The organism is Lentzea aerocolonigenes (genome assembly GCF_000955955.1).
GTDB lineage: Bacteria > Actinomycetota > Actinomycetes > Mycobacteriales > Pseudonocardiaceae > Lentzea > Lentzea aerocolonigenes_A.
Window position 1 is genome coordinate 1 of sequence record NZ_JYJG01000513.1, and the last position, 12,303, is coordinate 12,303.

14 protein-coding genes are annotated in these 12,303 nt (G+C 67.5%); 4 read left to right on the plus strand and 10 right to left on the minus strand.

All coding sequences use genetic code 11. From position 1 onward, the window contains the following. Positions 1–340 precede the first annotated feature (340 nt). The 4 genes from UK23_RS45355 to UK23_RS45370 all read right to left on the minus strand — a co-directional run bounded on the left by UK23_RS45355 (position 341) and on the right by UK23_RS45370 (position 3,589). Entirely contained in the window at positions 341–964 is a 624-nt protein-coding gene (locus UK23_RS45355; RefSeq protein ID WP_045318047.1) for a DUF4360 domain-containing protein, read from the minus strand. 433 nt (positions 965–1,397) lie between these two features. Next, a complete protein-coding gene (locus tag UK23_RS45360; protein WP_045318048.1) occupies positions 1,398–2,672 on the minus strand; it encodes a HAMP domain-containing sensor histidine kinase in 1,275 nt (424 codons plus the stop codon). Next, complete coding sequence (locus UK23_RS45365; RefSeq protein ID WP_045318049.1) at positions 2,669–3,334, minus strand: response regulator transcription factor; 666 nt, start codon at positions 3,332–3,334, stop codon at positions 2,669–2,671. Before UK23_RS45365 ends, UK23_RS45360 begins: the two co-directional genes overlap by 4 nt. 6 nt (positions 3,335–3,340) lie before the next feature. Then, positions 3,341–3,589 carry a hypothetical protein gene (locus UK23_RS45370; protein WP_045318050.1) on the minus strand — a complete coding sequence of 83 codons (249 nt, stop codon included), beginning with the start codon at positions 3,587–3,589 and terminating at the stop codon, positions 3,341–3,343. 145 nt (positions 3,590–3,734) lie between these two features. Here UK23_RS45370 and UK23_RS45375 point away from each other — a divergent pair, with 145 nt between their 5' ends. After that, the gene (locus UK23_RS45375) at positions 3,735–3,914 is read left to right on the plus strand and encodes a hypothetical protein (RefSeq protein WP_156213862.1); all 180 of its coding nucleotides are present in this window, start codon (positions 3,735–3,737) and stop codon (positions 3,912–3,914) included. A 69-nt stretch (positions 3,915–3,983) separates the two neighbouring features. On the opposite strand, the gene UK23_RS45380 is transcribed toward UK23_RS45375, so the two are convergent. The 3 genes from UK23_RS45380 to UK23_RS45390 all read right to left on the minus strand — a co-directional run bounded on the left by UK23_RS45380 (position 3,984) and on the right by UK23_RS45390 (position 7,339). Next, positions 3,984–5,189: a glycoside hydrolase family 88 protein gene (locus tag UK23_RS45380; RefSeq protein ID WP_063778184.1), complete on the minus strand. Its 1,206-nt coding sequence runs from the start codon at positions 5,187–5,189 to the stop codon at positions 3,984–3,986. 175 nt (positions 5,190–5,364) lie between these two features. After that, positions 5,365–6,351: a GNAT family N-acetyltransferase gene (locus UK23_RS45385; RefSeq protein WP_156213863.1), complete on the minus strand. Its 987-nt coding sequence runs from the start codon at positions 6,349–6,351 to the stop codon at positions 5,365–5,367. 4 nt (positions 6,352–6,355) lie between these two features. Next, complete coding sequence (locus tag UK23_RS45390; RefSeq protein ID WP_045318053.1) at positions 6,356–7,339, minus strand: hypothetical protein; 984 nt, start codon at positions 7,337–7,339, stop codon at positions 6,356–6,358. A 117-nt stretch (positions 7,340–7,456) separates the two neighbouring features. On the opposite strand from UK23_RS45390, the gene UK23_RS45395 reads away from it, so the two are divergent. Continuing rightward, positions 7,457–8,350, plus strand: a complete 894-nt coding sequence (locus UK23_RS45395; protein ID WP_045318054.1) for a Ppx/GppA phosphatase family protein — start codon at positions 7,457–7,459, stop codon at positions 8,348–8,350. Positions 8,351–8,354: 4 nt separating this feature from the next. Here the strand turns inward: UK23_RS45395 and UK23_RS45400 are convergent, their stop codons facing one another. Further along, positions 8,355–8,705, minus strand: coding sequence for an STAS domain-containing protein (locus UK23_RS45400; RefSeq protein WP_045318055.1), 351 nt, complete (start codon positions 8,703–8,705; stop codon positions 8,355–8,357). A 126-nt stretch (positions 8,706–8,831) separates the two neighbouring features. On the opposite strand from UK23_RS45400, the gene UK23_RS45405 reads away from it, so the two are divergent. Continuing rightward, positions 8,832–9,062, plus strand: coding sequence for a hypothetical protein (locus UK23_RS45405; protein WP_045318056.1), 231 nt, complete (start codon positions 8,832–8,834; stop codon positions 9,060–9,062). Positions 9,063–9,125: 63 nt separating this feature from the next. On the opposite strand, the gene UK23_RS45410 is transcribed toward UK23_RS45405, so the two are convergent. Then, a complete protein-coding gene (locus UK23_RS45410; protein ID WP_045318057.1) occupies positions 9,126–9,521 on the minus strand; it encodes an ATP-binding protein in 396 nt (131 codons plus the stop codon). 95 nt (positions 9,522–9,616) lie between these two features. On the opposite strand from UK23_RS45410, the gene UK23_RS45415 reads away from it, so the two are divergent. Then, positions 9,617–9,985, plus strand: a complete 369-nt coding sequence (locus UK23_RS45415; RefSeq protein ID WP_231114981.1) for an STAS domain-containing protein — start codon at positions 9,617–9,619, stop codon at positions 9,983–9,985. Between the two features lie 148 nt (positions 9,986–10,133). Here the strand turns inward: UK23_RS45415 and UK23_RS45420 are convergent. Continuing rightward, positions 10,134–12,303, minus strand: a 2,170-nt coding sequence (locus tag UK23_RS45420; protein WP_045318058.1) for an ATP-binding protein, incomplete at its 5' end; no start/stop codon positions are given.

Sequence of the window (12,303 nt, forward strand, 5' to 3'; positions counted from 1 at the left end):
TGTCTCTTATACACATCTCTGACCGCAGCCGCCACTCGCCAAGTGTGAAGCGGACGAACAGATCTGCGCAGTTCACCGCGGTGGGCAACGCGATGAGTGTCAGGTCATCGACCTGTGCAGTCTGGGCGTTCACCGGCATGCAGCCTCCGTTCGCGTGCGGCGCGCGATCCAGCGACAGTCACCCGAATGGCCGTCGCGGTGTGCGGGGAATCTACATGGGTATACGCGGGAAGCAATGGCCTGGTTGACTCACCCGTCAAAAGTCACGTCCGGGTCACGGTGAGAGGCCCCGGCGCTCACTCTGGGTAGAACGCCGGGAGCGCTCCGTTATCATTTCGGGTCAGCATCGCTTCCAGGCGAACTGGTAGCGGGTGTTGACGCTGCCGTCGGTCGAGTCCATGGACACGAACGCGGACTGGTTCGAGGAGTTCGTGGTCACGCGCACCTCGGTGTTCACGTTGAGGTTGCGCACCATGCCGCACGGCGCGAAGACGATCTCCGCCACGTCGGTGGAGTCGGTGAACTGCCAGTTGTCGACCTTGGGGCCGGGGATGTTGTGCGTGCTCGAGCCGGTCGACGACGAGCCGGAGAAGTAGTAGCTGGCGCGTTGCATGCCTTTCGCGCCCCTGGGTAACGACGCGAATCCTCTGTAGTCGGCCTTCGCGATCCCGTACGTGAAGCCCTGCGGGTAGTGCACGCGGAGGTTCAGCTGGCAGTTCTTGCGGAACTGCGTCGGTGTCGATCCGGCGCCGGCCTGTGCCGTGTAGTCGCTGTACGTCACCGTAAATGCGGTGTTGTCGTCCGCGACGGCGACCGCCGCTGTTCCCGCGGGGCAGCCGGAACCGTTGACCGTCACGACGTCGACGGTGATTTTGCCGGGAGGAACGACATCCGCGGTGCTCGGCGCCTCCGGGGCGACGAGGAGCGACAGTGCCAAACTCGTAGCTGCCATCACACTGAGCATGAGGCGCCTTTCATTTCGGGGGATGGATGGCGGCGTGACGGTGACATTATCTTAAATGGACTTAAGGGACGGACGGCCGACCGGGCGAACTTAAATATATTTAAAACGGATTAATCGTCTGAACGGTGGATTGGCGACGATGATCCGTCGGCTAACTTCGTGACAGATCGCGAAAAACGATCAACACAGACCTCCTGAATACGCCGGTCCCCACACCTGGCGCCGAGAGCCCCGGCAGATCCACCTCGTAACACCGGTGTGGGAAGGCAAGCGCGCACTGCTCATCGGGTTCCTCCCTCCTGCTCGGGACTCGGTGGTGCGGCAGCGGTGCAGTGCAGCCGGCCGGTGCCCGCCGGCGGCGTTCGGACCCGTCCCACGGTCCGGCGCCGCCGGCGGTGTCATTCCCTGGCCCTGCAACCCCTTTGCGAGGCCTCTACTGCCTTCGGAGCCTCAATTGCACGCGTGCCCCACCCAGCGGCCCGCGGTCGACGTGGACGGATCCACCTGTGCTCTCCGCGGCGCGCCGCGCGATGTCGAGCCCCAGCCCGGTGGACCCACCGCCGCTGGCACCGCGCTCCAACGCGCGCTCGACGTTCTTGATGCCCGGACCGGCGTCCTCGACCACGAGCGCCACCAGATCTGCCTGGTGCACCAGTGTCACGGCGAACCGGGTGCCCTCCGGCGTGTAGCGGAAGACGTTGCCCAGCAACGCGTCGAGCGCCGCCACGAGGTCGTTGCGGCTCAACGGTACGTGCGCGGGTCTGTCGGCGCCGCGGATCGTCCACGGCCGTTCCTGGTCGTCGGCGAGCGCGGACCAGAACACCAGCCGTTCGCGCACGACGCTCGCGGCGTCCACACCGGTGTTGTCGGGCTGGAGACCGGAACGGGCCGCGCGGATGATCTCGTCGACCTCCCTCTCCAGCCCCTGGACCGCTTCCCGGACGCGATCCGCGCCCGGACCCCTGCCGAGGGTGTCCGCGTCCAGCAGCAGCGCTGTGAGAGGCGTTCTGAGGCGGTGCGAGAGATCCGCGACCACCTCACGTTCGGCGGCGAGCAGGTGCCGGACGCGTTCGGCCATGGCGTTGAACGCCTTGCCGACCTCCTTGATCTCGGGCGGTCCCTTGACCGGAACCCGCGCGGAAAGGTCGCCCTGGCCCATTCTCCGCGCGCCTTCGGCCAACGTGCGCGTCGCTTTCACGGCACGGGCACCCAGCCGGTCGGCCACGAAGACCGAACCCGCCACGAGCCCGACGGCGACACCCGCCAACGCCCACCACGTGCCGAGCACGCCGTGGGTGAGCTGTTCGTGCGGGACGAACGCCTCGACGATCGCGATCCCGTTGGTGCTGGTGGCCAGCGGTTGCAGATACGCGACGCCGTCCGGCCGTTCCACCGTGGACGCCTTCGCGAGGTTTCGCGCGTCCTCCAGGTCTTTGGCGGTGATGTGCGAGGTGCCGTAAGTGCCGGAGTTCAGGTGCACGGCGAGCCGTTGCTGGCCGCCGTACCGCGTGCTGCGGATGGCCTGGCGGATCTCCGGGGCCTTCGTGGTGATCACGAGGGCGGGCGTGAGCGCGCCGGCTTGTTTCCCGGCCTCGCTGATGGCCCGGTCGTACGCCGCGTTCTTGACGACGATCGCGAGCGGGATCAGGAAGGCCAGCGCCACCATGCTGGTCGCCGCGAGAGCGACCAGCACCAGTGACCGCCTCATCTCGGTGCGACCAGACGCACGCCGACCCCGCGCACGGTGTGCAGATAACGCGGCTGCGCGGCCCGTTCGCCGAGCTTGCGCCGCAGCCACGAGAGGTGGACGTCGAGCGTCTGGTCGTCACGGGTGGACGGCCACAGGTTCGCCAGGATCTCGGCGCGCGGCACCACCTCGCCGGACCGTGCCGCGAGGAACGAGAGCAGCTCGAACTCCTTGTGCGTCAACGAGAGCTCGCGTCCGTCCACAGTGGCCCGGCGCAGGTTCACGTCGATCTCCAGCCCGCCGATGACGAGCTGCGTGGTGTCGCGCGCTCGCCTGAGCACGGCCTGCAGCCGCGCTTCGAGGTGCTCGCTGGAGAACGGCTTCACGAGGTAGTCGTCCGCGCCCGCGTTGAGCAGGCGGATGATCTCCTGCTCGTCGTCGCGGGCGGTCGCGATGACCACCGGGGTGTTCGTGACGCCTCGGATCATCCGCAGCGCGTCGCCACCGTCGAGGTCGGGGAGCCCCAGGTCGAGCACCACGACGTCGTAGTTGGTGGCGGTGACTTCGCGCAAAGCCTCGATCGCGAGCGCGACACCGTGCACGATGTGGCCCTGGCCGGTGAGAGCACGCGTGATCGCCGCTCGCACCACCGGGTCGTCCTCGACCAGCAGTACTGATGCCATGAGCCGCTACGGAAGGGTCGCCGCAGTGAGACGGTCGGTCGGATACCTGGTCGCCTGGGCGGTGGTGACCGCGGTCGCCGTCGGCCTGTCGTGGTTCGGCATCCGGTCGGCCATGGAACCCGCGCCCGTCGCGGCCGTGGAGATCACTGGGCCAGGTGGCGTGTTGCCGATGCCGACCATCACGTCGATCAGCGTCCCGGTGCCTCCTGCGAGCACCTCGGTCAGCTCGCCGCCTGTCACGCCCTCGTCGTCCACCAGGCCTCCTGTGGTCAGTTCGTCGGTTCCGGCTCCTCCCAGTAGTACGGATGGACGTCCCCCCTCGGCTCAACTTTCCGAGGGCGAATGGCAGGCGGACGGCTCCTACGTCCACGCGTTCCACCTGCGCGGGGGTGATGTGGTCGTGCGCTACCGCCCTTCCGGCGTGGAAGCCCTGTCGGCCAGTCCCGCCGACGGCTGGACGGTGGCCGTGGAACAGCCCGGCGGCCCGCTGGTGGTCAACTTCCGCAACGCCTCGGGGCATCTTTCCCGCCTCGAAGCCACCTGGACCAACGGCCCGACGGCACGCGTCATCGAGAAGTGACAACGGCACGCGGGGCGCTTTCGTTCGGCAAGAGCGCACGAAGGGGCCCCGCGTGCCGTCCGGCAACGGTCAGAGGCCGATGGCCTTCGCGATCTGCGTCGGCTTGAGCACGCGCAGGATCGCCTCGTAGAGGTAGTAGTCGCCGTACGGCAGCGACACCTCCACGCCGTCTTCCGAGGGGCGGTTGCGGGTGCCGCGCGCCAGGATCGCCTCAGCGCGCGTCGAGTTCTTGGTCAGGCACGTGCCGACCAGGCCGTCGAGGATCTTCAGGGCCCGCTCGCGGTAGCGGTCCGAACCGGTCGCCTTGGCCAGGTCGAGCAGGCCGCACGCCATGATCGCGCCCGCCGACGAGTCCTTGATGTCGTTGGCGCCCAACGGCGAGCGGTAGTCCCACACCGGCACGTGGTCCGGCGTCAGGGCGTTGAGTGCGAAGTCCGCCATCTTGCGCGCGGTGTCGCGGAACTCCCGCAGGCCCGTGCGGCGGTACATCGTCGTGAAGCCGTAGATGCCCCATGACTGGCCGCGCGACCAGGCCGACGTCGGGCTGTAGCCCTGCACGGTGTTCTGGCCGATGGGCGCGCCGGTGTCCGGGTTGAAGTCGAACACGTGCGGGGTCGAGCCGTCCGGGCGCAGGAAGTTGGCCTGAGTCGTTCTGGCGTGGGCGATCGCGATGTCGAGGAACTTGCGGTCGCCGGTCTGCTCGGTGGCGAACGCGAGCAGGTCCAGGTTCATCATCGTGTCCATGATCACCCGGCCCGCGTTGCCCGGCGTGCCGAGCTTGCCCCACGCGCGGATGAACTTGCCGGTGGCGTTCCAGCGCAGGATCAGGGTGTTCGCGGCGTCGATCGCGCCGTCGCGCCACTTGGTGTCGCCGGTGAGCCGGTACGCGGTGACCCAGGACGGGTAGAAGAGGAACCCCAGGTCGTGGTCGCGCGGGTCGAGCCGGCGCGGGGCCAGCCGGTCGTTCGCGGCTTCGGCCAGCGTGCGGAGCTGTGCGTCGCCGCTGTCGAGGTGCGCGAGCCACAGCGTGCCCGGCCAGAAACCGCCGATCCAGCCGCCGTCGGCGACGTAGGTCCACTTCTCGGCACGGGTGATCTCCGGGAACGACGTGATGCCCGGTGCTACCTGCTTCAGCTTGGCCAGGCCGTAGTCGAGCGCGCCGCGGAGTTTGGCGGGGGAGGCAGCGGCCTCTCCCGCGCCGAGGGCGACTCCGGCTCCGGTGAGCAGGGGAGTGGCCGCGGCAGACGCCAGAAGGGTGCGTCGAGACAGATTCACGAGACCGTCCAGTCCCTTTCATGTCCTTGCGCCCGGCGCCACACTGCCAGATCCGATCAAGGTCTGTAAAGAGAAGTCAAAAATTGATTCATTCGGCTTGCCGCAGGCCGCTGACCGGCCTGAAGGGGGAATCAGATACGTGAACTCGCGCATTGTTCACAAGGATGAACAATGCTCACGCGCGAATGAGGACGGCGTCGAGGTGGCGCGGGCTCAAGCCGTAGCGGCGCTTGAAATCGGAGTTGCCGCGGCCGCCTTCGAGCGTGGTCTTGCCCAGCCGGATCGCGAGCTTGACCGACTCGGCGAACAGCACGCCGTACGGGCTGTAGCGGCCGTCGACGGCGTAGTCGACCCCGCACGTCCAGGTGTGGAAGCGGGTGGCGTCGGCGAGGCAGATGCCGGCGGCGACGAGCTTGCCGTGCTGCCGGACCTCGATGAGGTGCGCGAGGCCGCCGAGGGCCAGGACGAACTTGGTGAGGGTGCTGCCGGGGTAGCAGCCGCCGGTGTCGAAGCGGGTCGCGGTTTTGGTGCACAGCAACGAGATGTCGTCGAGTGCGGCGTGGTCCGCGGGGAGGACCTCGACCGTGACGCCCGCTTCCTTCGATCTTCGCTCGTTGCGGCGCAGGTTCGCTCTGGCGCGGATGCCGAGCCCCGAGAGGTAGCGCTCGTAGGTGGTGAGGCCGGTGGACCACCGGTCGGTCAGGTGGCGTGCGGGCAGACCGGCCGCCCGAAGTTGTTGCGAGAGCGCGTTGCCGCGCTCGACGTTCACGAACCCCCACCAGCGCGCTTCGAGGACCGACGCCGCGCGCGTCATGGCGTCCAGCAGCGTCGGCAGTACCTCGGCGGTGGCGGGCACGTGCGCGTCGTAGCAGTGCCACGTGTGGCTGAGCAGCACCCGTTGGCCGGCGGCCTCCGGGTACGCCTCGTGCAGGCGGCGCAACGGGTTCGCCGCCGACTGGACGTAGATCGGCAGCACGGCGACGACATCTTCGCCGTCCCGCACCACGAAACTTCCGGAGTAGTCGGCGTTCGTCAGCGGCGCCTGCTCGTACGCGCTGACGTACGCGTGGTCGTAGAACACCGGCGCGCCGCTCGCGTGCACGACCGAGTTCCAATCGGCAGCATCGATTTCCTTTATGGAGTTCGAGAATTCGACGCGCACAAGTTCACTGTACGGCGTGCCAGACCGCGAAGGGGACGTCGATCTCGTCCCGGCTCAGGCCTCCGTGCTCGTACTTCGCGGAGGGGTCGGAGATCGGGAACTCCGGCGACGCGGCGACGGCGACGACCGGACCCGCTTCCGGCTGCGGCAGGCCGAGGTCGGCGGCGTGGTGCACGGTGGCCGTGGAGCCCAGAGCCGTTGCCACGCGGTCGAAAACGGCTTCGAGCCGGTCCGCCTTCGGGTAGAGCCAGCGCGTCCTGCCCGCGCCGCCGGACGGGATCACGCACTCCTCGCGCACGATCGCGTCCCAGGCCTCGACGAGCTCCGGATCGGGATCTACCGGGACCAGGCCGTGATCGGAATGCGCCACGACCGTCCAACCCTGTGCGGCCCAACGGGAAGCGTGCGCGTCCAGGCGGAGCATCGCCTCGTGCACGGACTCGTCGTAGCCGTGGCGGTGCACGTGGTCGTCGATGTTGACGTAGGTCCAGAGGAACCGCGCGTCGGGCAGCGCCTTGTCCAGATCGGCCACGACGTTCGCGACGAGCAGCGGCGGGTCTTCCGCCTGGGCGGTGAGTTTGTGCCGAAGGGGCGCGGGTATCCGGGTGCAGCCTCGCAGGAGGGCCTGAGCCCAGGTGCCTTCGAGCAGGTCGAGCTCGCGGGCCAGAACTGTCGCGCCGTGCCGTTCCAGCACGGTGGGCAGATCCGGGATCGCCGGCGTGCCGTTGATCGCGTGCACGAGTCCGGATCCGTTGCGGTACACCGTTCCCGGTACGCGGTGGACGTCGGCCGGAACACCGGTCAACGCGGTCAGCCAGGCCGTCGCGGACGTCGAGGGCACAGTGGAGGAAAGAGTGGAAAGAGAGGCCGACAACCACGATTGTTTGGCCACGTCCGAAGAGAGGCCGTCCACGGCCAGGACGATCACGCCTCTGTCCGCCGATTTCAGGGCGACGTCGAGCCGGGAAGGGATCTCTGCCAAGGACATCGGGGCACTGTAACGCATCTCATCAGGCGAAGATGCCCTGATCGGGTGCTCAGTCTCCCACAATGGTGACCGATGGGGTAAAGGGAACTTGAAAGTTCGGCAGGAGGAAGGTGGCGCATGTCGGTCGGTGTTCTGGACGTCGGGTGCTTCAGCGCTCACCTGGTGGTCGTGGAACGAGACCTGATGCGTCCGCTGATGTCCCACAAGGTCAGGTTGCGGCTGGACCGGGAACTGGATTCCGACGGGGCGATCAGCGCGGACGGCATCGAGTCGTTGTGCGCCGCCGTGCTGGCCGCGCGCAAGAAGGCCGGCGACGTGCCGTTCCTCCCGTTCGCCACTTCTTCCGTCCGTGACGCGCTGAACGCCGACGAGGTGATGCGCAAGGTGCACAGACGCACCGGCGTTGAGCTGAAGGTGTTGTCGGGCAAGGAAGAAGCACGCCTCTCGTACACGGCGGCCCGGCACTGGTTCGGCTGGAGCGCCGGTCCGATGGTGGTGCTGGACGTCGGTGGCGGCACCGTGGAGCTGGCCCTCGGTTCGGGGGCGGAGCCGGAGCTCGCGGTCTCGTTGCCCTTGGGTGCAAGGACTTTGACGCGCGCCGGGCTCACCGTGGCGGACATGCGCGCGGAGGTTCAGGAACGGATCGCCGAGGCGTTTCCCCGTGATGAGAGCGCTCACGCCGTCGGCTGCTCGAAGGTGTTCGAGCAGCTGGCCCGGCTTGCCGGAGCGCGCACCGGGACGTACGCCACGCGGCAGTTGAAGCTCAAGGACCTGGAGAAGTGGATCCCGCGCCTGGCGAAGCTGTCGGTGCGCGAACGTGCTGCCCTGCCGGGGATTTCGCGGCACCGGGCCCGGCAGTCGCTGGCGGGCGCGGTGGTCGCGGAGGGGCTGATGAAGGTCGCGGGGCACGACGTCGTGGACATCTCGCCGTGGTCGACCAAGGAAGGCCTGCTGCTGGATCTGGTGGAGCGCTCCCGCCTACGACCTGAGTCGGCGGTGTCGGTCGCCTAGTCGCCTAGCAGGCGCTGAGCGCGGTGACGGCGTCGTCGACGTCGTTGAACAGCAGCAGGACCTGGTCGACGGCCGTCATTTCCAGAGGACGCAACACAACTCTGGTGTCGCTGACGACGCCGAACTTGATGCCGAGCTCGTCGGCCTGGGCCTGGGTCTCCACGAGTGCGCGAATGCCCTCGGATCCGAAGAAGCGCACTGCCCGCAGATCGACGACCAGCGCGGGTGGCTTGCGGTCGAGCAGCTCGGCGAGCCTGCTCGTCACCGGCGCGGAGGACAACATGTCGATCTCGCCCGTCAGCGCGACGATCGGGATGGACTGGACGTAGGTCGTGGTCTGGCGAAGCTGGTTCATTAGGACTCCCGTCCGCACCGACCGTACGCGCCCGAAGGTGACGTCCACAAGCTGAGCCGGTTTTCGCCAGGCCACGGCGGGTACACGCCCAGTGACCGCAAATCCCCTGATAGAGGAGGAGGAACCGTGTCGACCACGGAGACCGGTCACGTCACGGGCACGAGGGACAAGGACTACAACATCCTCTGGTTCACCGAGGCGTGTCTCGACAACGCTCTGCGGCTCGAGACCTACATCGCCGACGCCGAGCGCGAGGGCGACAGCGAGCTCGCGGAGTTCTTCCGCAAGGCGCAGGGCGAGAGCCAGAAGGGTGCCGAGCAGGGCAAGCGCCTGCTCGCCTCGCGGCTGACCAAGTAACACCGAAACGTGGGCGGGATGTCTGCAGGCGGCATCCCGCCTTCTTGCGTCCTCAGCCCGTTCTCAAGCCTTCAGCTCGGCCCACACGACTTTCCCCCGCGCGTCCGGTGTCGTCCCCCAACGCGTGCTCAACGCCTGCACGAGCTGCATCCCACGCCCTCGCGCCGAACTGGGGTCCACCGGTCTCACCTGAGGCTGCTTCGGCGACTCGTCGTGCACCTCGACCAGCATCCCGTCGGCCTTCCGGCTGACCGTGAGTGTGATCAGGCCCTCACCGTGGTCGATGCCGTTCGACACCAGTTCCGTGACGACGAGCTGCGCGTCGTCAGCCAGGTCTTCCGACAGCCCCCACGTCTCGGCGGCGTCGCGGACTACCTGACGTGCACGAGAGCATGACCCGCCCTCCGCGGACAGGGTCACCCGCACCTCAGCCAGTGGGTCGTTCAGCACAGGGCGCATCGTCGCACATCCGGCGGGTCGTCCGGATCTTTCAGCCCCCCGGTGGTCGCATGGTTCGACGGCGTGCTGCACGATTTGGGTCGCACGAGTCGGGCGTGGCGGAAGGAACGGCGACGATGGAGCTCAACGTCGGCAGCGAGGTCCAGCAGGGATGGCGAGTGATCGCCGTCGCTGGTGAGCTGGACATCGACACCGTGCCTGTGCTTTCTGCGCGGCTCGACTCGGACGTGACCGGGGCGCATGCCGTGCTGGATCTGTCCCAGCTGTTGTTCATGGATTCGACCGGGCTGGCGTTGGTGCTGGAGTGGCACCGCAAGCTCGCCGAGGCCGGTGGACAGCTGAGGATCGCCGCCACCCAGGCTCCGGTGCGCCGGTTGTTCGACCTGGCTGACGTCACTTCGGTTCTGTCGCTGCACGACAGCGTGGATTTGGCGGTTCAGCCCGCGGTCGATTCGGCTCGCTGAGACTTGATGGCCGGCACGGCACCTGCAAGGACTCTGTTGGCGAATCCGCATCTCCCTCGCTTTGTTCGCGACAAACCCAGCAGGGCGTTGGGTGTGGTTATGAGCTGTTGATGTTGAGTTGGTGGTACTCGCAGACGCCATCAGCAGCTCACGCCTCTGCCGATACGCCCAGGTAGTAGGCGATCAGGCGGATCAGGTGCTCGGTGTCCACCGGCTTTGTCACGTAGTCGGTGGCGCCGGAGGCCAGCGATTTCTCGCGGTCGCCCTTCATCGCTTTTGCCGTCACCGCGATCACCGGGAGATCGGCGTAACGCTCCATTGCTCGAATTGCCGAGATGGTGGCGTTGCCGTCCAGTTCCGGCATCATGATGTCCATCAGGACGATGGCCACGTCGTCGTATTGTTCGAGTGCGCGGACGCCGGTTATGCCGTTGTCGGCGTAGATCGCTTCCAGGCCGTGCAACTCCAGCACGCTCGTCAAAGCGAAGACGTTGCGCAGGTCGTCGTCCACGACCAGGACCTTTTCGCCGTGGAAGCGGATCGAGCCCGAGGCCGCGAGGACCGGGGCGGGGGCGACGATCGGGGTCGGTTCCGGCAGGACGACGGCGTCGGAGACGACCTTGCCCAGCGGGAGGCAGAGGGTGAACGTCGAGCCGATGCCCGGTTCGGAGCGGACGCGCAGGGCGCCGTTCAGCAGCTGAGCGAGTTCACGGCTGATGGAGAGGCCCAGGCCCGTGCCGCCGTACTTGCGGGACGTGGTGCCGTCGGCCTGCTGGAAGGCTTCGAAGATGACGGCGAGTTTCTCGGCCGGGATGCCGATGCCCGTGTCGTGGACGTCGAAGGCGACGGTGGAGGGGTCGTCCATGCGCACGTGCAGGCGGATGCCACCGTCATGGGTGAACTTGACCGCGTTGGACAGCAGGTTCCGCAGGATCTGCTGCAGGCGGTGCTCGTCGGTCCGCAGGGTCTCCGGGACGTTCGGGTCGACCCGGACGGAGAACTCGAGGTTCTTCTCGGCCGTCAGCGGCAAGCACAAGGTCTCGACGTAGCGGACCAGCTCGTCGACGCGGACCGGGTCCTCGTGCAGGGTCATGTGGCCCGCCTCGACCTTGGTGAGGTCGAGGATGTCGTTGATCAGCTGCAGCAGGTCCGAGCCGGACGAGTGGATCGTGCGGGCGAACTCGACCTGCTTGGCGTTGAGGTTGCCGTCGAGGTTGTCCGCCAGGAGCTTCGCCAGGATCAGCAGCGAGTTCAGCGGCGTGCGGAGTTCGTGGGACATGTTGGCCATGAACTCTGACTTGTACTTCGAGGCGGTCTGGAGCTGGCGGGCCCGGTCCTCGAGCTCTTCCGAACCCGCGCGGAGCTCGGTGGTGAGGCGCTGGGACTCGACCAGCAGGGCGTCCGTGCGGGAGTTGGCGAGCATCGTGTTCACGTTGACGCCGATGGCTTCCTTGAGCTGGTCGAGGAGGTCCAGGTGGACGTCGGTGAACACGTTCAGCGAGGCCAGTTCGATCACGCCCAGGGTCTCGCCCTGGAAGAGGATCGGGAGGATCACCAGGTTGACCGGGGGCGACTCGCCCAGCGCCGAGGAGACCGTCAGGTAGCCGCCCGGCACCTGGCTGACCAGGATCGTCTTCTTCTCCAACGCCGACTGGCCCACGAGGGTCTCGCCCACGGCAACGCGGGTGGCCCGGGCCGCGTCCAGGCGGAAGCCGTAGGTGGCGGTGAGCTCCAGGGTCTGCTTGGAGTCGTCTTCCTCGATCTGGAAGAACGCGCCGTGGTGGGCGCTGACCAGCGGAGTCAGCTCGCTCATGATCAGCGACGCCAACGCCCTGAGATCCCGGTGACCCTGCATCAAACCGGACAAACGGGCCAGGTTGGTCTTCAGCCAGTACTGCTCGCGGTTCGCGCGGGTCGTTTCCTTCAGGTTGGCGATCATCTGGTTGACGTTGTCCTTGAGCTCGGCGAGCTCGCCGGACGCGTCGACGGTGATCTGCCTGGTCAGGTCGCCCGCGGTCACGGCGGTGGCGACGGCCGCGATGGCACGCACCTGGGTGGTGAGGTTCGAGGCGAGCTGGTTCACGTTGTCGGTCAGCTTCGACCACGTGCCGGCCACGCCGTCGACCTCGGCCTGGCCGCCGAGCTTGCCCTCGGTGCCGACCTCGCGGGCGACACGCGTGACCTCGTCGGCGAACGACGAGAGCTGGTCGACCATCGTGTTGATGGTGGTCTTGAGCTCGAGGATCTCGCCACGGGCCGAGACGTCGATCTTCTTCGTCAGGTCGCCCTGGGCCACCGCGGTGGTGACCTGGGCGATG